The 25,217-nt window shown below is 64.4% G+C and carries 19 protein-coding genes; 15 read left to right on the top strand and 4 right to left on the bottom strand.

Annotation, left to right across the window (positions count from 1 at the left end; all coding sequences use genetic code 11):
- Nucleotides 1-296: 296 nt before the first annotated feature.
- Complete coding sequence (murA, locus tag DAAJ005_RS12480) at nt 297-1,574, top strand: UDP-N-acetylglucosamine 1-carboxyvinyltransferase (RefSeq protein ID WP_151847393.1); 1,278 nt, start codon at nt 297-299, stop codon at nt 1,572-1,574.
- A 112-nt stretch (nt 1,575-1,686) separates the two neighbouring features.
- On the opposite strand, the gene DAAJ005_RS12475 is transcribed toward murA, so the two are convergent.
- Nucleotides 1,687-2,214: a YqgE/AlgH family protein gene (locus tag DAAJ005_RS12475; protein ID WP_151847392.1), complete on the bottom strand. Its 528-nt coding sequence runs from the start codon at nt 2,212-2,214 to the stop codon at nt 1,687-1,689.
- Nucleotides 2,215-2,306: 92 nt separating this feature from the next.
- On the bottom strand, nt 2,307-4,778 hold the full coding sequence (gene lon, locus DAAJ005_RS12470; protein ID WP_151847391.1) for an endopeptidase La: 2,472 nt from the start codon (nt 4,776-4,778) through the stop codon (nt 2,307-2,309).
- A gap of 344 nt (nt 4,779-5,122) precedes the next feature.
- On the opposite strand from lon, the gene DAAJ005_RS12465 reads away from it, so the two are divergent.
- Entirely contained in the window at nt 5,123-6,214 is a 1,092-nt protein-coding gene (locus DAAJ005_RS12465; RefSeq protein ID WP_151847390.1) for an alpha/beta hydrolase, read from the top strand.
- A 3-nt stretch (nt 6,215-6,217) separates the two neighbouring features.
- Here the strand turns inward: DAAJ005_RS12465 and DAAJ005_RS12460 are convergent, their stop codons facing one another.
- On the bottom strand, nt 6,218-6,841 hold the full coding sequence (locus tag DAAJ005_RS12460) for an SDR family oxidoreductase (protein ID WP_151847389.1): 624 nt from the start codon (nt 6,839-6,841) through the stop codon (nt 6,218-6,220).
- Between the two features lie 70 nt (nt 6,842-6,911).
- On the opposite strand from DAAJ005_RS12460, the gene DAAJ005_RS12455 reads away from it, so the two are divergent.
- Complete coding sequence (locus DAAJ005_RS12455; protein ID WP_151847388.1) at nt 6,912-7,571, top strand: 1-acyl-sn-glycerol-3-phosphate acyltransferase; 660 nt, start codon at nt 6,912-6,914, stop codon at nt 7,569-7,571.
- 14 nt (nt 7,572-7,585) lie between these two features.
- Here DAAJ005_RS12455 and DAAJ005_RS12450 read toward each other — a convergent pair whose 3' ends face one another.
- Nucleotides 7,586-9,139, bottom strand: coding sequence for an AMP-binding protein (locus DAAJ005_RS12450; protein WP_151847387.1), 1,554 nt, complete (start codon nt 9,137-9,139; stop codon nt 7,586-7,588).
- Nucleotides 9,140-9,383: 244 nt separating this feature from the next.
- Here DAAJ005_RS12450 and DAAJ005_RS12445 point away from each other — a divergent pair, with 244 nt between their 5' ends.
- The 12 genes from DAAJ005_RS12445 (at nt 9,384) to DAAJ005_RS12390 (ending at nt 25,181) form a co-directional block, all read left to right on the top strand.
- A complete protein-coding gene (locus tag DAAJ005_RS12445; protein WP_151847386.1) occupies nt 9,384-10,184 on the top strand; it encodes an ABC transporter ATP-binding protein in 801 nt (266 codons plus the stop codon).
- Nucleotides 10,181-12,145 (top strand): AMP-binding protein, encoded by a 1,965-nt coding sequence (locus DAAJ005_RS12440; protein ID WP_151847385.1) that lies wholly within the window; start codon nt 10,181-10,183, stop codon nt 12,143-12,145. The genes DAAJ005_RS12445 and DAAJ005_RS12440 overlap by 4 nt, the downstream gene beginning before the upstream one ends.
- A 160-nt stretch (nt 12,146-12,305) precedes the next feature.
- Nucleotides 12,306-13,202 (top strand): branched-chain amino acid ABC transporter permease, encoded by an 897-nt coding sequence (locus DAAJ005_RS12435; RefSeq protein WP_151847384.1) that lies wholly within the window; start codon nt 12,306-12,308, stop codon nt 13,200-13,202.
- A 54-nt stretch (nt 13,203-13,256) separates the two neighbouring features.
- On the top strand, nt 13,257-14,330 hold the full coding sequence (locus DAAJ005_RS12430; protein WP_151847383.1) for a branched-chain amino acid ABC transporter permease: 1,074 nt from the start codon (nt 13,257-13,259) through the stop codon (nt 14,328-14,330).
- Nucleotides 14,331-14,418: 88 nt separating this feature from the next.
- Nucleotides 14,419-15,606, top strand: coding sequence for an ABC transporter substrate-binding protein (locus DAAJ005_RS12425; protein WP_151847382.1), 1,188 nt, complete (start codon nt 14,419-14,421; stop codon nt 15,604-15,606).
- 160 nt (nt 15,607-15,766) lie between these two features.
- Complete coding sequence (locus tag DAAJ005_RS12420; protein ID WP_226342407.1) at nt 15,767-16,615, top strand: ABC transporter ATP-binding protein; 849 nt, start codon at nt 15,767-15,769, stop codon at nt 16,613-16,615.
- A 133-nt stretch (nt 16,616-16,748) separates the two neighbouring features.
- Entirely contained in the window at nt 16,749-17,903 is a 1,155-nt protein-coding gene (locus DAAJ005_RS12415) for a phenylacetate--CoA ligase family protein (protein ID WP_151847381.1), read from the top strand.
- A 184-nt stretch (nt 17,904-18,087) separates the two neighbouring features.
- Nucleotides 18,088-19,266, top strand: a complete 1,179-nt coding sequence (locus DAAJ005_RS12410) for a methyltransferase (protein WP_370519711.1) — start codon at nt 18,088-18,090, stop codon at nt 19,264-19,266.
- A 220-nt stretch (nt 19,267-19,486) separates the two neighbouring features.
- Nucleotides 19,487-21,175, top strand: coding sequence for an RNA polymerase sigma factor RpoD (rpoD, locus tag DAAJ005_RS12405; protein WP_304523483.1), 1,689 nt, complete (start codon nt 19,487-19,489; stop codon nt 21,173-21,175).
- A 435-nt stretch (nt 21,176-21,610) separates the two neighbouring features.
- Nucleotides 21,611-23,068, top strand: coding sequence for a DUF4129 domain-containing protein (locus DAAJ005_RS12400; RefSeq protein ID WP_151847379.1), 1,458 nt, complete (start codon nt 21,611-21,613; stop codon nt 23,066-23,068).
- The gene (locus tag DAAJ005_RS12395) at nt 23,065-24,063 is read left to right on the top strand and encodes a MoxR family ATPase (protein ID WP_151847378.1); all 999 of its coding nucleotides are present in this window, start codon (nt 23,065-23,067) and stop codon (nt 24,061-24,063) included. Before DAAJ005_RS12400 ends, DAAJ005_RS12395 begins: the two co-directional genes overlap by 4 nt.
- On the top strand, nt 24,060-25,181 hold the full coding sequence (locus DAAJ005_RS12390; RefSeq protein WP_151847377.1) for a DUF58 domain-containing protein: 1,122 nt from the start codon (nt 24,060-24,062) through the stop codon (nt 25,179-25,181). Before DAAJ005_RS12395 ends, DAAJ005_RS12390 begins: the two co-directional genes overlap by 4 nt.
- Nucleotides 25,182-25,217: the final 36 nt, after the last annotated feature.

The raw sequence follows: 25,217 nt of genomic DNA, 5'->3' as shown, positions 1-25,217 counted from the left end.
CCTCTCCTGGTGTGGGCCGCGCGGGGCTGACCATGAAAACGGGTCAGGTGGGAATGCGGCGGACCGTGGACCGAGCGTAGCATGGAGGCACACTCACCTCAACATGATGCTCATGGAACGAAGGGAGACCTATGTGTAACTAGGGTAGAAGCAGACAGAGAGTAGACGTACAGTGAGTAAGATGTGTAAGATACACCTGTGGACGCCGGTTTGGTGAATTTTCCGTCAATCCATTAGACTGTCCAGGTTTGTTTTCATCTGACCTTCCCCAACCGCTTCCAAGAGGATTAACTCCCATGCAATTAACCCCACTGCACATCAAGGGTGGCCGCGCGCTCAGCGGCGAAATTACCGTCCAACACAGCAAGAACGCTGCCCTGCCGGTGATCGTCGCCACCCTGCTGAGCTGCGAGCCGGTGACCCTGCACGGTATTCCGCGTCTGAGCGACGTGTACACCATCCTGGACCTGATGGCGCACCTGGGGACGCAGCACAAGTGGGTGGGCGACAACAGCCTGGAACTGTACACCCCCGAAATCATCAACACCGACGCGCCCTACGCGCTGGTCAGCAAGATGCGCGCCAGCTTTATCGTGATGGGCGCGATCCTGGCCCGCGCCGGGCAGGCCACCGTCAGCATGCCGGGCGGCTGCGCCTGGGGACCGCGCCCGGTAGACCAGCATGTCAAGGCGTTCCGTGCGCTGGGCGTGACCATGACCGAGGACGGCGGCAACTTCGACGCGCGGCGGGAAGGCAGTCTGAACGGTCATTTCGTCTTTGAGCTGCTGACCGTGGGTGGCACCCACAACGCCATCCTGGCTGCCGCGCTGGGCGACGGTGTGGTGGTGCTGGACAACGCCAGTATCGACACCGATGTGGTGGACATGGTGGAATTTCTGAATTCGCTGGGCGCGGATATCACGGGGGCGGGGACCAACACGATCACGGTCCGCGGCGTCGCTGCCCTGCGTGGCGGCTCGTACACGGTCATCCCGGACCGCATCGAGGCCGGAACGTTCATGATGCTGGCCGCTGCCAACCGCTGCAAGCTGCGGGTCCGCAACGTTCGCCCCGATCACCTGCGCGCCGTGACCGCCAAATTGCAGGAAATGGGTGTGCAGATCACCGAGGACGGCAACACCCTGATCGTGGACGCCACTGGAACAGAGCTGAAGCCGGTGAATGTGACCACCCAAAGCTTCCCCGGTTTTCCCACCGACCTGCAACCGCAGATGAGTGCCCTGCTCGCCACTGTTCCTGGCACCAGCGTCGTTCAGGACCCGGTGTACCCGGACCGCCTGACCCACGTCGCCGAGTTGCACCGTATGGGCGCGAACATCACTGTCAGCGGCTACACGCAGGTCATTCAGGGCGCAAAATTGCATGCCGCTCCAGTCAAGGCTGCCGATCTGCGTGCTGGAGCCGCCCTGTTTATTGCTGCTCTGACCACCGAGGGCGAAACTGTCATCGACGGCGTGCAGTACCTGAACCGGGGGTACGAGCGTCTGGCTGAGCGCCTGCGCGGCATCGGGGCCAACGTGCAGCAGCACGACATGGCCCTGGCAATGGACTGAGGATTCAAACCAGAAACGCGCCTGTCTCTTAGCTGGAGGCGGGCGCGTTTTCAATTGCAGCGTGGTGGCCGGGGCGTCCGGCAATGCAGAAGAGATTGCCCTCAACCCTGCCTCAAGCCTGTGCCCCACCCGGCATGATGGTGCTGGGGATCACGCCCAGCCGCCGCAGCGCCTCGCTCCAGCGGTCTGTTGCTGGAATATTCCACAGCAATTCCGAGGTGTCCTGCTCCACCCAGACCCAGGCTCCGGCCCGCGCTTCCCCCGCGAGTTGCCCGGCGCTCCAGCCCGCGTAACCCAGCACCAGCATGTACCTTTGCCCGCTTTCCATCACGGCCCGCAGCACGTCCAGGCTGCTGGACACGTTGAGGCCCGGCACCAGGCTGACTTCGCCGTCCAGCTCCAGCGCGTCCGGGTACAGGCACCAGCCCAGTGTGGGGTCCACCGGGCCACCCAGCCACGCGGGTATGTCCTGTCCCTCGGCCTCGGCCATCAGCTCGGAGACGGGCTGGGGCGTCGGTGCGTTGACGATCAGCCCCATCGCGCCTTTCTCGTCGTGTTCCAGCAACAGGATGACGGTGCCGCCAAAGACCTCGCCGTGCAGGTGAGGACTGGCGACCAGGAAAGTCAGTGGCCCACTCATTGCCGTACAGGATAGCGGGCGAGTGGCTTCAGTACGCGACATGAAAAAACCCCCGCCGAAGCAGGGGCCTAAGAAAGATGGAGAGAGAAGGCTTAAGCGCTGGCTCCCGGCCCACGCCGCGCCGTGCGGCGTTTGGCTGGCGGGGTGGCCGCTTCATTCCCACGCGGGGTTTCCAGCGCCTTCAGGCCGCCCACCAGGGCCACGTCCAGTACCTGATCCACCGTTTCGCAGGGGTGGAAGCGCACCGAGGAGCGCAGGTGGGTGGGAATGTCGCGCAGGTCCGGCTCGTTGGCTTTGGGCATGATGATGTGCTTGATGCCCGCACGCCGCGCGCCCAGCACCTTTTCCTTCAGGCCGCCGATGGGCAGGTAGCGCCCGGTCAGGGTCATCTCGCCGGTCATGGCGACGTCGTGGCGGGCGGGAATGCCGGTCAGGGCGCTGATCAGGCTGGTGACCATTGCGCCGCCTGCGCTGGGGCCTTCCTTGGGAATGGCTCCGGCAGGAACGTGAACGTGAATCTCGGAGTCCTCGATGCGGGCGCGGTCGATGTGGAAGCGTTCGGCGTTGCTCTTGATGTAGGTCAGGGCGGCGCGGGCCGACTCCTTCATCACGTCTCCGAGCTGTCCGGTCAGGACCAGCCCCTTGCCGGGCATGATGCTCGTTTCCACGAACAGGATGTCGCCGCCGACGGGGGTGTAGAACATCCCGGTGGACACGCCCACCATGTCCTCGCGGTTCTCGGTTTCGGGGGTATGACGGGCCTGCCCCAGGTAGCGCTCCAGCTCCTTGTCGGTCACCTTGACGCGCTTGACGTCGCCGGTGGCAATCCGGCGGGCCACCTTGCGGGCCACCGTGCCGATCTCGCGCTCCAGATTGCGGACCCCGGCTTCACGGGTGTAGTGGCTGATCAGCCGTTCCAGCGCAGCGTCGGTAAAGCTGATCTGGTTGGGCTTCAGGCCGTTCTGCGTGAGCTGGCGGGGCATCAGGTAGCGCTTGGCGATTTCCAGCTTCTCCTGCTCAATGTAGCTGGAGAAGTCGATCACTTCCATGCGGTCCATAAGCGCGGCGGGAATCTGCTCGGGGTAGTTGGCGGTGGCGATGAACATGACCTCAGACAGGTCAAAGGCCACGCCCAGGTAGTGATCGGTGAAGTTCTGGTTCTGCGCCGGGTCCAGCACTTCCAGCAGCGCTGCACTTGGATCGCCCTGATAAGAGCTGCCCAGCTTGTCCACCTCGTCCAGCAGGATGACGGGGTTCTTGGTCCCGGCGGTGCGCAGGCCCTGGATCAATCGGCCCGGCATCGCGCCGATGTAGGTGCGGCGGTGGCCGCGAATATCGGACTCGTCGCGTGCGCCGCCCAGGGCGATTCGCACGTACTGGCGACCCAGTGCCTTGGCGATGCTCTGCGCGATGCTGGTCTTGCCCACGCCGGGAGGCCCGGTGAAGACCAGAATCGGTCCCTTGTTCACGTCCTCGATGCTCAGCTCGCCGCGTTCGGCGCGTTCTTTACGCAATCGGCGCACGGCCAGGAATTCCAGCACGCGGTCCTTGACCTTTTCCAGACCGTAGTGGTCCTCGTCCAGCACCTGCGCGGCTTCCTCGACCTCCAGACGGTCCTCGCTGCGGGTGTTCCACGGCAACTCGGTCACCCAGGTCAGGTAGGTGCGGATCACGCTGGCCTCGGCGGCGTCGGGGTGCATGCGGGCCAGACGGTTGACCTCGCGGTCAATTTCTTTCTTGACGTCGGGCTTCAGCTCCAGCGCGTCGATCTTGGCGCGGAACTGCTCGGCCTCGTCGCCTTCCTCGCCGTCCTCACCGCCCTGGAGTTCCTTCTGGATCACCTTCATCTGCTCGCGCAGGTAGTATTCGCGCTGGTTCTTGTCAATTTCTTCCTTGACCTGCGCGCGAATTTTGGCCTGCACCGCCTGGACTTCCTGCTCGGTGTCCAGCAGCGTCAGCAGCGTGCGGATGCGGTCCGTGAGGCGCACGGCTTCCAGCAGCGCCTGCTTGTCTTCCAGCTTGAAATCCAGGTTGAAGGCGATGTGGTCGGCCATCTCGCCCACGTCGTCCTTGCCGTTGATGGTCTGCACGCTCTCGCTGCTGATCTTGCCGTTGTTGGCAATGACCTCGAAGCGTTCGCGTAGTTCGCGGCTCAGCGCCTGCAACTGCACCGGATCGTCGGCAGGAATAGGCAATTCGGTGATGCTGGCGCGCAGGTAATCGCCCTCGGTGTACTTGCCCACCTTGACGCGGGCCACGGCGCTGACCAGCATCTGCACGGTGCCGTCGGGGTTCTTGCGGACGCGCAGCACGTTGCAGGCGGTGCCCGTGTCGTACAGGTCCGCGCCCTTGGGATCATCCACGTCTTTGTCCTTCTGGGACACGATCAGGATGACCTTCTCGGCGTTCATGGCGGCCTCAATGGCGTTAATAGAGATCGAACGGCTCGCGTCGATATGCTGCACCATCGTCGGGTAGATCACGCTGCCGCGCACGGGGCAGACGGGGACAATTTTGGGGAGGTTCAGTGCTGCTTTGGTGCTGGGGGTCTTGTCGGTGGGCATGCGGAACTCCTTTGGCCCTTACAGGTCAGTGGAAAGAGGAGGTCTCCGGTGGCATGTACTGATGGAGCTGCCAGGAAACTTGAGTGCAAGTATATCAAGTTTAAGAAGTCAAGGCAAGTGCTTTCCGAAGCTGTACCGGGTGGTCTGGACCAGCGGCCTACCGTGTGGATGTCACTCCCAGAGCGTACTCCCGGTGTGCTGACACCAACCTCACGCAAGCTGACGGCGGCTTAACGCGGGCGGGGGTCTGCTGCTCGGGGGGAGGCCAGGGATACCGCATATTTTACCTGATGGGGGGAGGCGGGTCAGTCGTATCTCCCGCCGTTCAGCCCCTAAGCTGAGTTATGGCCCAGGTCCGTTTCGTGATTCCCAAGCTGCCGCCGAACACGCCGGACGGCGTCCTGTTCCTGACTGGGGATCACCGGAAGTGGGGGAATGAGTCGGAAGGCTGGACCTTTGAGCGTTCGGGAAACAGGGCCGTACTGGAGGCCGATCTGCCCGAGGGCGCGTTGCTGGGGGTCAAGGTCCGCGTATTACATGGTGGGCAGACCATCGAAGAGGGCGACGCCTGGGGGGGGCGCACTCCTGCACATAAAGCCGTTGTCCACGGCGATATGGAAATCCAGCTCCATCTGACAGGCTGGCAGGATGCCCGGCAGGGGAGAGGACGGCCTTCCGCCTCCGCCCCACCGCGCGAGGAACTGACGCTGGCAGCACCCTGGGGGGAGCAATTGGTGCGGCTGTGGTGGCCCGAATCGTTCACGTTGCCCTTGCCGCTGCTGATCATGCATGACGGCCAGAACGTGTATGACGAGGCTTCCACCTTCGCTGGGCAGAGCTGGAATGTCGCTGGGGCGGCTCAGGCTCTGGCCGATGAGGGCCACCCCTGCCTGATCGCTGCCCTGAGCGTGAACGACGAGCGCAACCGCCGTTACGTGCCGTTCCCCTTCGAGATGAACGCCTTTAACCCTGGCGCAGACGAGTATCTGGACTGGATTGCAGACACGCTCAAGCCCGTGCTGGCTCAGCGCTTTGGCGCGGTGGACACGGCACAGACCGCTTTGGCCGGATCATCGTTCGGCGGACTCGTGACACTCTACGGAGGCTTACGCGCTCCCGCCGAATTCGGCATGCTGGGCGTCTTTAGCCCGGCCATCTTCCCCGCCGATTTCGAGCTGCTGCGCTGGCTGGAAGATAAAAAAGCCCCGCAGTCCCGTGTCTGGTTGGACATGGGGGATCACGAGGCTGATTCTTTGCAGGGCGCGGCGGATATGGTGGCGCTGACCCACGCTCTGGCAGGGCAACTCCGCCCGAAAGTGCGTGAAGTCCACGTCACCATCGGCGCAGACCACTGGCACGACGAGGCCGCGTGGGCGGAGCGTTTCCCGGCTTTTCTTCGCTGGTGGCTGGAAGGCTCGCCTGCCTCCCGAGAATAGGATTTACAGGCTGGCTATCGCGTCTGAAATGCCCTGCTCTCCGGCTACCATCTCGAAGGTCTTGCCTGCTGTGGACGGGTCGCCCAGACAGGCCAGGACCACGCTCGCCACGTCATCGCGCGAGATGCTGCCCCTGGGAGCGTGGGTGCCCACCGTGATCTTGCCGATGCCGGGTTCGTCATTCAGGCCGCCGGGGCGCACGATGGTCCAGTCCAGACCGCTTTGCTGCACATGGCCGTCCGACTCGGCCTTGACCTTCAGCACCTGTTGCAAAAAGGGTGGCATCTGCTCGGGGCGGTCCACGCCCATGCTGCTGACCACGATCAGCCGTTTGGGGCCTCGCTCTGTGAGGGTGTCGGCCACGCGCCCCAGGGCCTCGCCGTCGATGGCCTGATAATTGCCGCCCGCGCCGCCGCCCGCTGCCCAGACCACCGCGTCTGCGCCGTCCAGCACCGCTTGCCAGTCGCCTTCCAGATCGCCCATCACGGGTTTTGCGCCGTAAAGGGACATCATGTCGGCCTGTTCCTCGCGGCGCACTAGGGCGGCCACGTCATGTCCTGCTTTGGCGGCCTGCGCCACCACCCGGCGGCCCACACCGCCCGCCGCACCGATCACTGCGATCTTCATGGCCCAAGGCTAGAGCGGGGCCAGCAAAAGTAAAGGGCCAGCCCCCTTAGTCTGGGCGTATCCTGCCCTCATGAGCGACGCCGCCCGTCCCGATCTTTCCGGTTCCAGTTCCAAACGTGGCGGCGGGCCGCAAACCGCTACCCCCGAAGCCGCGCCGCCCGCTGCCGATCCACGGGTCTACCGCGCCGTGCTGGCCGTGACCTACCTGCCCGTCATGCTCAGCGGCGCACATCTGGAAGTCCACGGGCGCGAGCATGTGCCGCCGCCCGGGACGCCCCTGGTGATCGCGGCCAACCACCGTTCCAACCTCGATCCGTTCATGGTGGCCCGCTCCCTGCCGCCGGGCCGACTCGTGCAGTTCATGGCTAAAAAGGAGTTGTTCGTCCCGGTCATCGGCTGGATCATCAGCACGGGCGGGAGCTTTCCCATCGATCGCTCGGGCAACGATCTGGGGGCCGTGCGCATGGCGGTGCGAATTCTAAAAAACAATGGTACGGTGGGCATCTTTCCGCAGGGAACGCGCGGCGGTCCGGCCCTCCAGGGCGGCGTAGCCCTGATTGCAGCCAAGGCCCGCGCCCCGATCCTTCCCGCCGGAATCTGCCGCGAAGGCAAGCGCTGGATCGTGCGTTTCGGCCCGCCCATCGAGGCGCAGGGCGGCATTAAAGGCGTGACGGCAGAACTGGGCGAGCGCCTGCGGGAACTGACACAGCCGGTGGGAGAGCCGGTCTAGCAGCGCGGCCAGACTTACTTTTCCCGCGTCTGTGTTTCCCGCATCTGCGTTTCCCGCGCCTGCGCCCGCAGCACATGCTTTAGCACCTTGCCACTCGCCGTTTTGGGCAGCTTTGCAACGAGGTAGACAGGGCTGGGCAAGGCGTACTCGGGCAAGTGCGGAGTGCAAAAGCCCCGCAGTTCCTCACCACGTACGCCCGCGCCGGGATGCAGGGTGACGAAGGCCACCGCGCAGGTCTGGTCCGGCTGCGGGTGTGCGGCCACCACCACAGCCTCGCGCACGCTGGGGTGGCGGTACAGCACAGCCTCAATCTGCGCGCTGGAGACACTCTGGCCTGCGATGGTCAGCAAATCGCCCGCGCGGTCCAGAATGTCCACCCGTCCATCGGGATGAACCACCGCCAGATCGCCGGTGTGCAGCCAGCCGCCGTCCAGCGCGCGCCGGGTGGCCGCGCGGTTTCTGTAATAGCCCTTCATGACCTGATTGCCCCGGATGACGATCTCGCCGGGCGTGAATCCGTCGGCAGGCACAGGTTGCCCGTCCTCAGCCACCACGCGCACCTGACCGCCAAACATCATTGGGTGGCCCTGGCGCGACAGAACGCGGGTGTCGCCTTCCTCTGGGTCCAGTTCGCTGACGGTCATCACCGCATTGGTTTCCGTCAGGCCGTAGCCGTGCAGCACCTGAAAACCCTGCGTCTGAAGTTGCTCCAGCAGATGCGGCGGCGGAAGCGTTCCGGCCAGCAGCAGCCGCACCGGGCGCGGCAGGGTCATGGGCGCGGCGGAGTCGGCCAGCGGCGTCAGAATCGCGGGCGAGGCGAACAGGTGCGTGATTCCGCGTGTCAGCAGCGCCTGCCGAAGCTCGCGCGGGTCGTCGCTGCCGGGCATTACATGCGTGCCGCCCGCCGCAGTCACCGCCCAGGCGCTGCCCCAGCCGTTGCCGTGCGCCAGCGGCAGGGCGTGCAGATACACGCTACCGGGTCGCAGGTTCAGGTGATAGAGCAGGTTCGATAGGTTGATGTAGGCGTTGCGGTGCGTGACCATCACGCCCTTCGGATCGCTGGTAGTGCCGCTGGTGTAATTGATGCTGATGGGCGAATCCTCGTCCAGCGTGGGTGAAACTTCGAGCGGGGCGGGGGAGACGGCCCTCAGCCTCGCGCCCAGATCAGAAGCGTCTCCGATTTCAATGATGGGAATGTTGAGTTTGCCCAGCCGCTCGGCCACACGCGCTAGACAGCCCGTGTCCACCAACGCCACCACCGGATCGGCGTGGCCTGACAGAAAATTCAGAGCCTCGTTGTTGAAGGCGGGATTCAGGGGCACGATGACGCCTCCGGCCAGCGGGACGGCGCAGAAGGCCAGCAGTGCGTCGGGCGTGTTGGGCGAGACCAGCAGGACGTGAGCGCCGGACGTCAGGTCACAGTCCCGCAGCAGCGTGACGAGTCGGGCGGTGCGGTCTGCCAGCTCTGAGTAGCTCAGTGCTGCTTCGCCAGCCTGAATAGCCGGACGTGATCCAAAGATATTGAGTGCGCGCAAAACGGGTTCGAGAGGGGTCAGTGGCGTTTTCACGGCGGAGCCTCTGGCAGTGGGAGGGCGGGGGGAGAATCAGCCCAGTCTGGGGATTGCCCGTTGGTGTGTGCTGCAAATGATCTAGACAAATCAGCTCCAAGCTCTCATTTAGATAACATGCGTCTAGACAAATTCATATCTACAGCCTGAGCCATGCCCCCATAATCAATCCACCGACAATCTTCGTTCTGCTCATTCTCTGTTTTGTCAGACGCTGTTCTCAGGTTCCTTCGCGCGAGGTGTCATGTCTCAGACTTCAACTCCCCAACTCGAAGTTCAGGGCGTCACCCTGACATTCGGCGGCCTCAACGCGCTGACCGACGTGAGCCTGACCGTACCGCCGGGCGAGATCGTCAGCATCATCGGGCCGAACGGGGCAGGAAAGACCAGTCTGCTGAACTGCATCAGCGGCTTTTACCACCCCACACGCGGGCGCATTACCTTCGGTAGCCATGACCTGAGCCGCGCCGCACCCAACGTGGTCACCAGTTACGGCATCGCCCGCGCCTTTCAGAATCTAGAGCTGTTCCGGGGCCTCAGCGTTGTGGAAAACCTTCTGCTGGCCCGTCACACCCACCTGCGTTACAGCCTGCTGGACAGCCTGATCTTCTACGGCCGCGCCAGCCGCCAGGAGGCCGAGAACCGCGCCTACGTGGAGCGCATCATTGATTTCATGGAGCTGGAGGAACACCGCTCGCATCCCGTCGGCACGCTGGCCTACGGCATTCAGAAGCGGGTAGAGGTGGCCCGCGCCTTGACCCTCGCGCCCCAGTTGCTGCTGCTGGACGAGCCGATGGCGGGCATGAATGTGGAGGAAAAGGAAGACATGGTGCGCTTCATTCTCGACATCCAGCGCGAGCAGGGCATCACCATCGTTTTAATTGAACACGACATGGGCGTGGTCATGGACATCAGTGACCGTGTGTACGTGCTGGATTTCGGCCAGTTGATCGCGGGTGGGCGGCCCGAGGAAGTCAGCGCCGATCCGCGCGTGATTGAGGCGTATACGGGTGTGGCCGAGGAACAGCAAGCGGTGGGCGCATGACTGCTTACGACGTGGGCGACGTGACCACCCTGACCATTCCCCAACTGCTGGCGAAACGCGCGGCCCAGACGCCCAAAGCGGTTGCCCTGCGCCACAAGGAATACGGCATCTGGAACGAGACGACGTATGCCGAGTACCTGATGCGGGCGCGGGAAGTGGCTGCCGGGTTGCACGCGCTGGGCATTGTGCGCGGGGAGAAAGTCGCCGTGATGGCCGACAACATTCCCGCCTGGGTGTTCATGGAAATCGGCGCGCAGGCGCTGGGGGCCGTCAGCGTGGGCGTCTACCAGAGCAGTTCGTCCGAGGAAGCCCGCTACGTGCTGGACTACACCGACGCCGTGCTGGTGCTGGCCGAGGACGAGGAGCAGGTGGACAAGCTGCTGGACCACCGCGCCAGCCTTCCCCACATCCGCAAGGTGATTTACGAGGACCCGCGCGGCATGAGCAAGCACGCGGGCGACGACTGGTTAATCTCCTTCGCGGAGTTGCTGGAACTTGGGAAGGCAGATGCGGTCACCGTTTTTGACCGCGAGGCCGCACTCGGCAAGCCCGACGATGTGTGCCACTTCAGCCTCACCTCTGGCACCACCGGGAATCCCAAGGCGGCCATGCTGTCTCACCGCAACCTGTTGTACATGGGCAAGGCGCTGGGTGAGGTGGACCCCCTGAATCCTGGCGACGATTACCTGTCCTTCCTGCCGATGGCGTGGATTGGCGAGCAGATGATGACGGTGGCGGTGGCCCTCGCCAATGCCGTGACGGTCAACTTTCCCGAAAGCAACGAGACGGCCATGAGTGATCTGGTGGAGATCGGCCCGCACTTCATGTTTGCCCCGCCGCGCGTGTGGGAGGGCATTCAGAGCAATATGTTCATCCGGATGCAGGAAAGTTACGGCCCCAACCGGGCGCTGTACCGCAAGCTCCTGCAATGGAGTACCGACGCCGCCGACGCCAGCCTGAGCGGGAAAAAGGCGGGCGGCACAGCAGGGTTCAAGAAGTGGCTGGCGTACTGGGGCCTGACGCGTCCACTGCTGGACGGGCTGGGCTTTCTGCGCCTCAAACGCGCTTATACCGGTGGCGCAGCGCTGGGACCGGACGTGTTCCGCTTCTATCACGGCCTGGGCGTGAATCTGAAGCAGATCTACGGCCAGACCGAGAACATCGGCATCGCCTACGTCCACCGCGACGGTGACGTGCGCTTCGACACCGTGGGCAAGATTCTCCCCGGTGGCGAGGTAAGGATCACCGAGGAAGGCGAGATCCTCAGCCGCAGCCCCGCCGTGGTGGTGGGCTATTACAAGCGCGATGACGCCAGCGCCGAGACGATCCGCGACGGCTGGCTGCACAGCGGCGACGCCGGACGCCTGACTCCCGAGGGCCACCTTCAGGTCATTGACCGCCTGAGCGACGTGATGAAGACGGCAGGCGGCGAGACCTTCAGCCCGCAGTTCATTGAGAACCGCCTGAAGTTCAGCCCCTATATCAAGGAGGCGGTGGCCTTTGGCGACGGAGAAACGCAGGTCACCGCCTTCCTGAACGTCGATCCCCTGACTGCCGGGCAATGGGCCGAGAAACGCCAGATCGCGTACAGCACGTACATGGACCTGAGCAGCAAGCCGGAACTGGCCGAACTGATCCTGAAAGAGGTGGAGGAGGCGAACGGGCGGCTGGAACCCCATGAGCGCGTCGCCCGCTTCGTGCTGCTGTACAAGCTGCTGGATGCCGACGACGACGAGTTGACCCGCACGGGCAAGGTCCGGCGCAAGCTGATCCGCGAGAAATACGCGCCGATTGTCGCCGCTCTCTACGACGGCTCCGAATCCGTGCGGGTGGAGGCGACGTTCAAGTATCAGGATGGGCAGACGCAACGTGTGGAGACGGATGTGGTTGTTTATCGGGTGCCGGGGATGGAACGGGAAGTGCCGCGATCTGGAGTGGCAGCGGCGCGGGTAGGGGCGTGAGGATTTCACACGGTATTGGCCGATTGCCTCCACGGTCAATTTTTCTGCTCCGCAGTTTTGCAAGTCCGTTCCTTCGTGGCACTTTTGGCGGTCATCCCCATATACCTATTGAACTATTTCCGCCCTCCACCCCAACATTCACCCCCCAAAGGAGGCCAACATGGAATTACTGCCGCAACTGCTGATCGCGGGCGTCGTGATCGGCAGCGTCTATGCCCTGGCCGCGCTGGGCTTTGTGCTGATCTACAAATCCAGCCGCGTGATTAACTTCGCACACGGGCAGATCATCGCCACCGGGGCGTTTATCGCCTTTGCGCTGACACAACGGGGCGTCAACTTCTGGCTGGCTGGGCTGATCGCCATGCTGGCGACGTTTCTGCTGGGGATGCTGATTGAGCGGGTGTTTTTGCGGCGTATGGTGGGCCAGCCGATCATCGCGGTCATCATGGTCACGATTGGCCTGAGCAGCGTCATTGACGGTCTGATTCATCTGACGCCCTACGGCGCAGGAACCTTCGCCTTTGAGCGGCCTGCGCTGCTGACCGGACAGGGCATTGAACTGTTTGGCCTGCCCCTCTCCAAAACACAGATCGCGGGCGTGTTGATGGCGCTGGGCCTGCTGGGAGGCTTTACCTACTTCTTCAACAAAAGCACCCTGGGCATCACCATGCGCGCCGTGGCCGATGACCAGATGGCGGCCATGAGCGTGGGCACCAGCGTGGAGCGCGTGTTTGCCCTGGCCTGGGCGGCGGCGGGCCTCACGGCGGCGGCGGCGGGCGTGATCCTGGGCCTGATGAGCGGACTGACCCTGGGCGGACTGGCCGGAATTGGACTCAAGGTCTTTCCAGTGGTGATCCTGGGCGGCCTGGACAGCGTGGTGGGCGCAATCGTGGGCGGCATGCTGATCGGCATTCTGGAAAACCTGTCGGCGGGCTATCTGGACGGCATCGTGCCGGGGGGCGGTACCCGCGAAGTGTTTCCCTTCATCATCCTGATCATCGTGCTGCTGATCCGGCCTTACGGGCTATTCGGGACGAAGGAGATCGAGCGTGTTTAATCGCTGCGTGATCTCAAATGGCCTGACGGTTAAGTCCGTATGGGGCGTGCGCTGATGCCCGCCTCCCGCTTTACCCAGACGGGCAATTACCGCACGAAGTATCAGCAGGACCAGACCATCTTTGCCACCTACTCCGAGCAACTCAGCCTGATCGTGCTGATCGGTCTGCTGCTGCTGCTGCCCCTGATCCTGCCCAAGACCATGCTGCGCGACGTGAACATGATCATGATCTACGCGGTGGCCGTGATCGGGCTGAACATCACCACCGGGTACACGGGGCTGATCAATATCGGGCAGGCGGCGTTCATGGGCGTGGGTGCGTATGCCACGGCGCTGGCGGCCACGCGGCTCAACCTCCCCTTCTTCCTTGCTATTCCGATTGGGGGATTGGCGGGGGCGCTCGTCGGCACGTTCGTCGGGTTGCCCAGCCTCCGTCTCAAGTACCTGTATTTAGCGGTTGCCACCCTCGCCTTCCAGATCATCTTCGAGTGGGGCGTGGGGCACACGCCGCTGCTGGCGCAGGGGGGCGCAATCAGCCTGCCGCAGGTGCAGGTGTTCGGGGTCAAGGCCACCTTCTTTAACCACAATTTCGTGTGGTACTACCTGATTCTTCCTGTGCTGGTGGTGATGGGGCTGCTGTGGCGCAATGTGCTGCGGACCAAACATGGGCGCTCGCTGATCGCCGTGCGGGACAATGACCGGGCCGCCGCCGCGATGGGGATCAACCCCGGCACCGCCAAGATCATGGCGTTCATGATCGGCTCGTTCTACGCCGGCATCGCAGGCGGGCTGTTCGCGTACTTCCAGAAAGCCGTGGTGATCGAGGATTACGGTCTGCACATCTCCATTCAACTGCTGGCGATGGCGATTGTGGGCGGTCTGGGCAGCCTGCCGGGATCGTTCCTGGGGCCGCTGTTCATCGTGACGCTGGACCGTCTGGTGGGCAACGGCAGCCAGTGGCTGGGGACGCAGAACCTCTTTCCGGCGGGGGTGGATGTGGCGACGGCGCTGCGTCCGCTGTCCTTCGGCCTCGCCATCGTGCTGTTTCTGATGTTCGAGCCGCGCGGGCTGGCCAACTGGTGGCGATTATCGCGGCTCTATTTCAAGAAGTGGCCTTATAAGTTCTAGCGGCCCTAGAAGTGCAACGAATCCACCCTCCAATATCAACGTCAATGCACATCCTTACTCGCCCTCTCGCTGACTGGAGGTTCCACCCATGAAAAAGACCCTGATGTTGTCCGCCCTCGTTTCCCTGTCGTTTGCCGCTGCACAGAAGACGGTGACGCTGCCCTGGTCCGGGGCCATCACTGGGCCAACCAGTGACGCCGGGGCCAGCTACGCGGCGGGCGTGGAAGACTACTGCAAGTACGCCAACGCGCAGAAAATGCTGCCGGGCATCACTCTCAACTGCGTGATCCGTGACGACCAGTACAACAACGCCAACACCCAGCGCAACTTTGAGGATTTCGTGGCGAACCTGAACGCCCCGGTCTTCCTGGGCTACGCGACGGGCGGGGCATTACAACTCAAGAGCGTGATTCAGGAAACCAAGATTCCCACGCTGACGGCCAGCTACCACATCGGTATCATCGATCCGCCCGACAACACCTACACCTTCTTGCCCGTCAGCAGCTACTCCGAGAACATCGTGGCCCTGCTGGAATACGTGGCCAAGAAGGAGCGCGGCGCGAAGGTGGCACTGATCGTCAACCCCAGTCCCTTTGGTCGTGATCCGGTGGTGGACGCCCGCAAGGCCGCCGAACGCCTGGGCCTCAAGATCACCGACGTACAGGAAGTCGGCGGCAACAATCTGGACAACACGGCCCTGCTCAAGAGGCTGGAGTCGCAGGGCGCAAAGTACATCATCAACCAGAACACCGCCGGGCCGGTGGCAAACATCCTCAAGGATGCCAAGCGGCTGGGCCTGCTGGGCAAGATGCAGTTCATGGGCGCGCACTACACCGGGGGCGAGGACCTGACCAAGCTGGCTGGAGACGCCGCCAAGGACTTCATCTGGGCCACCAGTTACTACCTGTATGACGAGGGCAACCAGCCCGGCATCATCCTGACGAAGAAGATCGGGGCGCAGTACAAGCGCAATGCGGACACCATCCGCAGCGTGCATTACACCAGTGGGATGCTGGCGTCGGCCATTGCCATCGAGGCCATGAAACGCGCCGGGGCCAACCCGGACGCCGCCGGGATCTACAAGGGTCTGATCAGCATGAACGGCAGCAAGTCGTTTAACCCCGGGTTCGCCGTCGGCCCGGTGACCTTCAGCGCCAAGGACCATATCGGTGCCGAAAGCCTGCGCCTGCTGCAAGCCGACGCGACGGGCAACTTCAAGGCGATCACCGGGGCGCAACGGAGTGCGCTGTTCCAGCTCATTCACCCGATGAAGTAAGAGACGTGGGAAGGGGCCGGGCAACTTGCCAGAGCGGTGGCCTGCCCGGTGGCCCCCTCACCCGCTGCCAACGCAGCGCCCCTCTACCCTTGCGGGAGAGGGGTCAAGAGATGCGGCTTCGCCTGTGTTTCGCGGCATCGCAATCAGGAGATTAATTGAGATGACCCTCTCCACCCCCCAACCTGCCAACGTCCCGCCGCCCCAGGTGGCCGCCAGCAAGGACGACTTGACCGTCAACAACGTGGAAGTCGTCTACCACGATATTATTCAGGTCTTGCGCGGCGTTAGCCTGACCGTGCGGGCCGGGCAGGTCACCTCGCTGCTCGGCACCAACGGCGCGGGGAAAACGACGACGCTGCGGGCTATTTCGGGCTTGCTGAAACCGGAGAACGGCAAGATCAGGGAAGGTACCATTTCATTCGCCGGCAAGACCCTCAGCGCCCTGAACGGCACCGATGTCGTCAAATCCGGCGTGGTGCAGGTGCCGGAGGGCCGCCGCGTGTTCAAGCACCTGTCGGTGGAAGAGAATCTGCGGGCCGGGGCGATTCTGGGCCGTGGTAACTGGAAAGATGATCTGGAGCGCATCTACACCTACTTTCCCAAGCTGCCCGCGCTGCGGCACAAGCAGGCTGGGTACACCTCCGGCGGCGAGCAGCAGATGATTGCCATTGGCCGCGCGTTGATGGCCCACCCGAAAGTGCTACTGCTGGACGAACCTAGCCTGGGCCTCGCGCCGCTGCTGGTGGCCGAGATCTTTGACAACGTGCGCCGTATCAATCGTGAGGAGGGTCTGAGCGTACTGGTGGTGGAGCAGAACGCCAATATCGCCCTGCGGAACAGCGATTACGGCTATGTGATGGAGAGCGGGCGCATCGTGATGGAGGGCCTCAGCGCCCAGCTTGCCAGCAACCCTGACGTCAAGGAGTTCTATCTGGGCGTCACCGAGGGCGGCGTCCGCAAGAGCTTCAAGGACGTCAAAAGTTACAAGCGGCGCAAACGCTGGATGTGATTTGCGAATGAGGCAAGTTGCCGGAGCTTTCAGCTTTTAGCCCCTCCCGCCTTGAATGGGAGGCTGGGACTGGAACAGCTACTAAGTAGAGGGGAGTGGCAAGCAGCGCATGCCCTCTTTTTAAGGACATCCAATGACCGACACGCTCCAACCGGGTTCCACTTCACCGCCCAGTCACGCCGAGTTACTGGGCCGACTCAAAGGCCATGCTCTCTACCGCGCTGCACTCCAGAATCTCCCTGAAAATACGGACTGGGCCGCCGTCCCTTTCCTCACCCGTGAACGTCTGACCGAGGCGTTTGAGGCAGGCGAGCTGGCCCACCCCGATGCCGTCCGAGTTCACCTCACGCCGCATCCGGGCGGGGGCTGGCTGCCTGAGTACGCGACGCGGGCAGACATTGACGCGCACGGGCAGGCGGCGGCGGCAGCCTTTGCACGAGCAGGCGTTCGCCCTGAAGACCACGTTCAGATTGCCTTCGGCTTTCACCGTTTCGCGGGCGGCTGGATCATGCAGGACGGCTTTGAGTCATTGGGGGCAAAAACCCTGCCCTTTGGTCCCGGTGAATCGGAAGCGCAACTGGACGCCATTCAGAAGCTGGGTGTGCGCGTTCTCGTGTCCGCCCCCAGTTTCGCGCAGAAGCTGGGCGAGGCAGGTGCGCGGGTAGAACTGCTGATCTCGTCGGGCGAGCCGCTCACCAGCATCGCGGGTCGCCGGGAGCGGGTGGAAGCGGCGCTGGGCTGTGTGGCCCTGGACGCCTACGCCAGCAGCGAGGCCGGAATGATGGCCCTGGAAACCCCCGAAAAGAACGGTCTGCGCGTGCTGGAAGACTGGGTCCATCTGGAAGTCATAGATCCCGAAACCGGGCAATCCATGCCGGACGGCGAACGCGGAGAACTCGTCGTGACCCACCTGAGCAAGCAGGCCATGCCGCTGCTGCGCTTCCGCACTGGAGACCTGACCCGGCTGGAAAGGCGTGCAGATGGGGTTTACCTGCCCGGCGGCGTCTTTGGCAATGTGGGCGGCATGCTCAAGGTCAAGGGCGTCAAGCTGTTCCCGCGTGAAGTCGTGTTCTGGCTGGCGGGACATGGGCTGGACCACGCCCAGCACACGCTGAGGCTGTGGTCTCAGGGCGGCGCGGATCGCGTCGGCATAACAGTTCGGGGCAAGATGCCTGAGAGCGTGGACGTGCTGCTGGCCGATTTCCAGCGCCGCTTTGCTATCCGGTTGGATGCGCTGGCCGTCACCACGGATCACGAGGGTGCGGGCGTGCTGGACGAGCGGGAATAAAGGCAGAAAATCAAGGCAGAAAAAAGCCCCAGCAACTGTGGGGCAGCCTTCCTGACTTCACCCGGCCAGGTTAAATTGTTTGGCCCCTTCAGCATGGGGCCTGCGCCTGTGCAGCGCGTGTGAGGGAGATTGAGCCGCCCTTGGGTGAATGCCAACTGGACCGGCATGTGATACATGGAGGGGTGTGACTGGCCGCAAGAAGCAGAAAATCAGAATTGTTCGCCCGCCTGTGCGTGAAGAAACCGGTGGCAGTGGGGATTATTTCGGAATCCGCCCTGCCAGACTCGGCCAGAGGTTGGAAGGGATGACTGCCCTCACCAAACCCGGCGTGCACGGTTTTCCCGGTGTGGACGCGGCCCAGGAGTTGCTGGTGCAGACCATGCGAAAGGACCGGGTGTCGGGTGAGGTGCTGGACCTGTCGGCGGCAGGTGGATTGCTGGGAAGTCTGCCGGGGGTGGAACTGCGTGCGGTGGAGGGTTCGGCGGCGGCGCTGGCAGTGCTGGAGTCTGCGGGTTACGAACCTCTGGCTGCTGCTCCCGGCGATGCGCTGGCTGAACGCTGGCCCGAACGGGCACGCACCGTCGCGCTGACGTTGGCCGGGGATCGGGGCAACGCCTACATCTCGGCGCAGATCGCCTGGGCGCACTCGCAGACGCCGCCGGGCGGCACACTGTATCTGGCGGGGGACCGCGACAAGGGCTTTGACCGCTACGTGCGTGCGGCGGGCGCAGCATTCGGGACAGGGGAGACGGTGGCCCGTGACGGCGGAATGCGCGTGGCCCGTCTGACCCGTCGCCCTGGCCCCACGCCGCTCCTGCCCGAAGCCGAGAACTACGAGGCGTTCGGCATCCAGATTGTCGGTCTCCCTGGCGTTTTTAGCGCGGGCAAGGCGGATAAGGCAACTTCTTTGCTGCTGGAGACGCTGGGAGAACTGGACCTGTCCGGCCAGCACGTTCTCGATCTGGGCTGCGGCGCGGGCCTGATCGGTGCGTGGGCGGCCCGGCGCGGGGCGAATGTGACCCTGGTGGACGGCGACTTGCAGAGCGTCCGCAGCTCGCGCCTGACGCTGGAAGCAAACGGATTGGCAGGCGAGGTCATTCACTCGGACGTGGACGCGGCCCTGGGCGAGCGCACCTTCGACATCATCCTGACCAATCCGCCCTTTCATGTGGGGCGCGGTGTGGTGCTGGACGTGGCGCTGGAGTTTCTGGCCACGGCCTCACGCCGCTTGAAGCCCGGCGGCACGCTGTATCTGGTGGCCAACGAACCTCTGCCCTACGAAACGCCGCTGCGTGAAATCGGCCCGGCGCGGGAACTGGCGCGGGCAGGCGGATTCAAGGTGCTGACGGTCACGCGCGGCTGACCTGACCGGGAACCTTTTCCCTGTTTGACACGTAATGGAAGTGTTGATAGGCGTGCTGGCAGACTCACCGGGGGCGTGGTAAAATTTACGACTGCCTTCAGGTGGGCGCTGGCCCGCGAATGCGTTTGCTAGACTGGCGCGTTTCGGCATCCAGTCTCCGGGTTTGAGACCTGAGTTCCGCCTTCCCCCGATTGATCCATTTTTTGCCACAGGAGGCCGCATGGCAGAGTCCACCAAAGCATCACCCGAACAAGCAACTGACATCCCCGAAGCGGCTCCCCAGGCCGCTGAAAAGAAGCCGCGCACCCGTGTGGGCGGGGCCAAACCCGCCGTCGCCAAAGCTGTTGCCGCCGAAGAAGCATCAGCCAATTCCGCCCCCGTGAAGAAGCCTGCGGCCAAGAAAGCAGCAACCGCCAAGACCGACGGCGACGCGCCGGTGAAGGCTGCCGCCAAGAAGCCAGCCGCGAAGAAAGCTGTTACCGAAGCAGACGCCGCTGAACCCAAAGCCAAGGCCCCAGCCAAAAAAGCCGCGCCCAAGAAAACGGCCACGGCTGCCGAAGCCACTGCTGAAGCGCCTGCCAAGGCCGATAAGAAGATGGCTGCGGTCAAGGCCCCCTCCGGCAAAGCCGCAGGCAAGGCACCTGCCGCACCCAAAGCCGCCGTGGCCGACAAGCCGTACTACGCGCACCCCGGCATTCAGGAACTGCTCAAGAACGGCAAGGTGGCAGGCGTGCTGGCCTCCGAGGACATCGTCACGGCCCTGGCCACCGCCCTGGAAGCCAACGGTTTGGACCCGGAAAACCCAGAGAACGCCGACGCCTTCGAGGATTTGCAGCTCTACATCGCCGCCCAGAACATTGAGGTTCAGGACGCCGACGAGGATGACGAGGAAGAGTCTGAGGACGAGGAAACCGAGGACGGCCCCGCCGCTGCCCGCGCCACCAACCAGCCCGACGACGAGGAAAAGTACTTCGACGACATGCCGCGCGCCGTCAGCAATGACCCGGTGCGCCAGTACCTGCACGAGATCGGGCGGGTGCCGCTGCTGACCCTCGAAGAGGAAATCGCGCTGGCCCGCCGCATTGAGGAAGGCGAGGAAGCTCGCAAGATTCTGGAAGAAGAGCTGGAGATGGAAGACCGCGCCCGCCGCCGCCAGATGCGTCAGGTGGAAGACGGCGCGGCAGCACGCCAGGGATTGATCGAGGCCAACCTGCGCTTGGTGGTCAGCATCGCCAAGAAATACACCGGGCGTGGTCTGGGCTTCCTCGATCTGATCCAGGAGGGCAACCAGGGATTGATCCGCGCGGTGGAGAAGTTCGAGTACCGCCGCCGCTACAAGTTCTCCACCTACGCGACGTGGTGGATCAGGCAGGCCATCAACCGCGCCATCGCCGATCAGGCGCGCACCATCCGCATTCCGGTGCATATGGTGGAAACCATCAACAAGCTGACCCGCACGGCGCGGCAGCTCCAGCAGGAACTCTCTCGCGAGGCGACCCACGAGGAAATCGCCGAGGCGATGGGACCGGGCTGGGACGCCAACAAGGTGGAAGAGGTCCAGAAGGTCAGCCAGGAACCCGTCAGCCTGGAAACCCCCATCGGTGACGAGAAGGACAGCTTCTACGGCGACTTCATTCCCGACGACAATCTGGATTCTCCGGTGGACAACGCAGCCAAGACCCTGCTCTCCGAAGAGCTGGAAAAGGCGCTGTCTAAGCTGACCGAGCGCGAGGCGATGGTCCTGAAGTTCCGCAAGGGCCTCGTCGATGGCCGCGAACATACTCTGGAAGAAGTCGGCCAACGCTTCAGCGTCACCCGCGAACGCATCCGCCAGATCGAGAACAAGGCGCTACGCAAGCTCAAGTACCACGAGAGCCGCACCCGCAAACTGCGCGACTTTCTGGACTGACCAGATTGTTGTTCTGCGCCGCCCCCGACGAAAGTTGGGGGCGGTTTTTTTGATGCCGAGGAGGAGAAGGTATTTCCGGTGACGTGAAGGTTGGCTCCCACGAAAACCCCTCCGCCCCTTCGGTGTACCTCCTCTTGGAAGGGAGGTAAGGAAATTGCTGTTCTGCACAGTCTTTTTCGCCTCTTGGCTCCCTTTTGAGGAGAGCTGGCTGCGAAGCAGACTGGCTGGTACAGCTCCGCAGGAGAGGGGTTTTCGTGGGAGCAGCTCCTCCACGCGGCGAAGCCAGGTTCTACAGGAAGACGACCTCACAGACGGCAACTTTCCCCACCCAAGCGCGTATTCTCCAGTTGAGATGAAGCCAGTCGAGATGAAGTTCGAGGAATCCTCCTGACCGCCGCGCCGCGTGAGGAACCCTGGCTGGACGCCCCGGCGCGGGTGTCCTGGCGGGCTTACGGGCTGGCGCTGTTTCCGCTGGCGGCGGCGGGCTGGCTGCCGTGGTGGGCCACCGCGCTGCTGTGCGTGCTGTTCGGCCTGGCCGTGCGCTGGCCGCGCTGGGAGGAAGGCCGCCTGCTGCTGAGTCTGCTGATCGTGGGCGGCGCGGCGGTGGCCCTGGCCCCGGCAGCGCTGGCGCAGGGCCGGACGGCGCTGGTGGGTCTGGCCCTGCACTATCTGGCCCTGTTTTTTGTGGTGATTGCCCTGAACTGGTCCGCCAACCGCATCACCGACGGCTTGCGGCGCAGTCGTGGGGCGCTGTTTGTGCCGCTGCTGATCGGGCTGCTGGCCCCACAGCCGGGGCTGCTGCTGGCGCTGGCCGGGGGACTGCTGGCGATTCCGGGCCGTGACGAACGGATGGGACGGCGTCCCGAGCAACCGACACCCCGCGTGTGGTGGGTGGTGGGCGCGGCGCTGGCAGCCCTGCTGGTCTTCAGCGTGTTGTTGCCGCGTCAGGCCGTGAACTGGGCGGCGCTGGGAGAGCCGTCGCCTCCTGCGGCTAACGTGCAGACCGCGCCGCCCCCCAACCAACCGCCACCCCCGGACCTGGGCCAGACGCCGTCTGCCCCCACCTCGCCCGGCCTGGAATTGCCGTTCCAATTCACCATCGATAACGTTTTTCTGCCTGTAGATGCCATCCTGCTGGGCGGGCTGCTGTTGCTGGTGGCAGGTGGCGGGCTGCTGTTCAGACTCCGCCGGGAGGAGGGACGTAAAGCCCGCCTGATCGAGATCCTGATGGTGGCGGGGTTACTGCTGACCGGGGCGCTGTGGCTGGCGGCAGGCGTGTTGCTGTCCGGCGGAGGTGGGGGCGGCGCAGCAGGGGCAGCGCAAACGATGGGTCCCGGCGCGGGCAACGCACTGGGGCAACTGCTCAGCAACATCACCGGGTGGCGGCAGATCGACATCAGCGGCTTTATGCGGGCGCTGCTGTGGCTCAGTCTGGTGATGCTGTTTGCGCTGGCCGCAGCCCTGCTCTGGCTGAACTTCACGCAGGCCGGGGAGAAAGAGGGGGACGGGAAGGTCTTGCCGGGGCTGAAGGGTGAGGCTGCCGCCCCCGCCCAGCCCGCCCTGCACCGTGTCCGCCTCGCCTACAGACAGGCCGAGGAAATGCTACGGCAGCACGGGCGCGGCAGGCTGGCCGCCGAAACCCCGGTAGGCTACGCGGCGCGGCTGTCGGGCTTTGATCCCGTCTTGACTGGCCCGCTGGACACCCTGACCCGCGCGTATGGCCCGGTGCGCTACGGCGGGCGCGTGACCGACGAGGACGCTGCCCAGGCCGAGGCGGCAGCGCAGGAACTGGCCGGGATGCTGCCCGATCTGCCGCCCCCCCACGATCCATCCGAAGACTCTGATCCATCCGAAGACGCTCCCGACTCCCTGCCAACAAAGGAAAATCCATGACCGATTCATCCCTGTCTCCTTCACCCACCACGCAGCCCTTTGCCCGCAGCATTCTGGACAACATCGCCCGCGTGCTGGTGGGCAAGGAGGGTGTGTCCGGGCTGGCCCTGGCCGGGGTGCTGGCTGGGGGCCATGTGCTGCTGGAAGACGCCCCAGGCACCGGCAAGACCATGCTGGCCCGCGCGCTGGCGATCAGCCTGGGCCTGACCTTCACCCGCGTGCAGTTCACCCCCGATCTGCTGCCCGGCGACGTGACCGGCGTCAGCGTGTACCGCCCCGCCAGCGGCACCTTCGAGTTCGTGCCGGGGCCGATCTTCACGGGCGTGTTGCTGGCCGACGAGATCAACCGCGCCACCCCCAAGACCCAGTCCGCGCTGCTGGAGGCGATGGGCGAGGGGCAGGTCACCGAATCCGGCGTCACGCACATGCTGGAGCAGCCCTTCGTGGTGATCGCCACCCAGAACCCGATTGAGAACGAGGGCACCTACCGCCTGCCCGAGGCGCAACTGGACCGCTTCTTGCTGCGCCTGTCGGTGGGCTATCCCACGCTGGAGGAAGAGGTGCGGATGCTCTCGCGCCTTCAGGGGCAGCACCCGATCTACACGCTGGAATCGGTGGCCGCCCCTGCCGACTTGCTGGCTGCCCGCCGTGAGGTTCAGGCCGTGTATGTCTCAGAGGATCTGCGGCGGTATATGGCCTCGCTGGCGGCCCGCACGCGCACGCATTCCGCCGTGGCGCTGGGCGGTGGTCCGCGTGCCAGTTTGGCCCTGCAAGGGGTGGCGCAGGCGCTGGCGTGGATGGAGGGGCGCGGTTACGTCACGCCCGACGACGTGCAGCGCGCCGCGCCAGGGGTGCTGGCCCACCGCCTGAGCCTGCGGATCGAGGCCCGCTTGCAGGGATTGCCCGCCGAGGAAGTGGTGCGTGAGGTGCTGCGCTCCGAGCCGGTGCCGGTGGAATCGGATCACTCTCAGGCTGAGGCTGTCGCCGCGCAGTGAACTTCCTGATCTCGGCCCTGGTGTGGCTGGCGGTTCTCGGCGTGCTGGGCGCGCTGCTGTGGTGGCTCTATCGCAAGCCGCCCCACGTCTCCCTGACGCGCGAGGTGCCGCCCAACGGCTTTCAGGGCACCCGCCTGCCCCTGATGGTCCGGCTCGATCTGCACAGCCGCCTCCCCATCCGGTATCTGCTGGAAGACCCCACGCCGCGCGCTGTGGTGGTGGACGCGCCCGTGCGGCTGTCCGGCGAACTGCTGGGCCACTCCGAGCAGGAGGTCCGTACCCACCTGACCCTCAACAGCCGGGGCGTCTACGAATGGCCGGGCGCGACGCTGCACTGGGCCGATCCGCTGGGGCTGTTCTGGCGTAGCGTGTCCGTTCCAGTTTCCCAGCGCCTGGATGTGTTTCCCAGTCCCCACGGCCTGCGTCTGCCGGACCTGCTGCGCCCCCTGCTGAGCGAGGGTGGCCTGAGCCGCCGCCTGGGTCTGGACGATCCCATCAGCCTGCGGAGCGTGCGCGAGTATGTGCCGGGCGATCCGCCGGGACGCATCCACTGGCGTTCCAGCGCCCGCACGGGCACCCTGAGTGTGCGTGAGCCGGAGCGCACGGCGGCCAGCAGCGTGACCGTCTATCTGGACGTGAGCAGCGGGGGAGAGGTGTTTACCGAAAGTGCCGTGCGTCTGGCCGCCAGTCTGGTGCAGGAGGCGCTGGCCCTGGAATTGCCCGTCTCTGTCGCCACCAACGCGGGCGTGACCCCCACAGGCCGCCACGCCGAGGCGCTGCATTCCGCCCTGCTGCGGCTGGCGCAGCTTCAGCCGGACCCGGCCCCGCCCGTGATTCCGCCCACGCGTTCGGGGGGCAACCTGATCATCCTGAGCGCCAGCCCCGCGCCCGCGCTGATCGCCGGGGCCATGCGGGCGCGGGCCACCGCCAGCCGGGTGGCCATCGTCGCCATGCCCGAGGGCTTTTACCTGGAACCCGGCGAGAAGCCGCGCCGCCAGTGGGTGGCCGCCCCCGACTCGGTGAAGAATCTGGAGCGGCAGGCCGGGGTGCTGGCTGGGGCGGGCATCCTGGTCTTCGTGCTGCGCGGCAACCAGAGCGTGTTGCGGCTGGGCGGCTAAGGCAGTTTTGCCCTCCACCTTTCGCCTATATAAAGG

Origin of the sequence: Deinococcus sp. AJ005, from assembly GCF_009017495.1 — a bacterium.
Taxonomy (GTDB): domain Bacteria; phylum Deinococcota; class Deinococci; order Deinococcales; family Deinococcaceae; genus Deinococcus.
Note: the sequence above shows the minus strand (reverse complement) of the source record. Positions and strands in the feature narration are given on the sequence as shown.

What these genes read in the sequence shown, in the direction of transcription:
- murA (WP_151847393.1), top strand. Translation starts at nt 297, where the DNA reads ATGCAATTAACCCCACTGCACATCAAGGGTGGCCGCGCGCTCAGCGGC.
- DAAJ005_RS12475 (WP_151847392.1), bottom strand. Translation starts at nt 2,214, where the DNA reads ATGAGTGGGCCACTGACTTTCCTGGTCGCCAGTCCTCACCTGCACGGC.
- lon (WP_151847391.1), bottom strand. Translation starts at nt 4,778, where the DNA reads ATGCCCACCGACAAGACCCCCAGCACCAAAGCAGCACTGAACCTCCCC.
- DAAJ005_RS12465 (WP_151847390.1), top strand. Translation starts at nt 5,123, where the DNA reads ATGGCCCAGGTCCGTTTCGTGATTCCCAAGCTGCCGCCGAACACGCCG.
- DAAJ005_RS12460 (WP_151847389.1), bottom strand. Translation starts at nt 6,841, where the DNA reads ATGAAGATCGCAGTGATCGGTGCGGCGGGCGGTGTGGGCCGCCGGGTG.
- DAAJ005_RS12455 (WP_151847388.1), top strand. Translation starts at nt 6,912, where the DNA reads ATGAGCGACGCCGCCCGTCCCGATCTTTCCGGTTCCAGTTCCAAACGT.
- DAAJ005_RS12445 (WP_151847386.1), top strand. Translation starts at nt 9,384, where the DNA reads ATGTCTCAGACTTCAACTCCCCAACTCGAAGTTCAGGGCGTCACCCTG.
- DAAJ005_RS12440 (WP_151847385.1), top strand. Translation starts at nt 10,181, where the DNA reads ATGACTGCTTACGACGTGGGCGACGTGACCACCCTGACCATTCCCCAA.
- DAAJ005_RS12435 (WP_151847384.1), top strand. Translation starts at nt 12,306, where the DNA reads ATGGAATTACTGCCGCAACTGCTGATCGCGGGCGTCGTGATCGGCAGC.
- DAAJ005_RS12430 (WP_151847383.1), top strand. Translation starts at nt 13,257, where the DNA reads ATGCCCGCCTCCCGCTTTACCCAGACGGGCAATTACCGCACGAAGTAT.
- DAAJ005_RS12425 (WP_151847382.1), top strand. Translation starts at nt 14,419, where the DNA reads ATGAAAAAGACCCTGATGTTGTCCGCCCTCGTTTCCCTGTCGTTTGCC.
- DAAJ005_RS12420 (WP_226342407.1), top strand. Translation starts at nt 15,767, where the DNA reads ATGACCCTCTCCACCCCCCAACCTGCCAACGTCCCGCCGCCCCAGGTG.
- DAAJ005_RS12415 (WP_151847381.1), top strand. Translation starts at nt 16,749, where the DNA reads ATGACCGACACGCTCCAACCGGGTTCCACTTCACCGCCCAGTCACGCC.
- rpoD (WP_304523483.1), top strand. Translation starts at nt 19,487, where the DNA reads ATGGCAGAGTCCACCAAAGCATCACCCGAACAAGCAACTGACATCCCC.
- DAAJ005_RS12395 (WP_151847378.1), top strand. Translation starts at nt 23,065, where the DNA reads ATGACCGATTCATCCCTGTCTCCTTCACCCACCACGCAGCCCTTTGCC.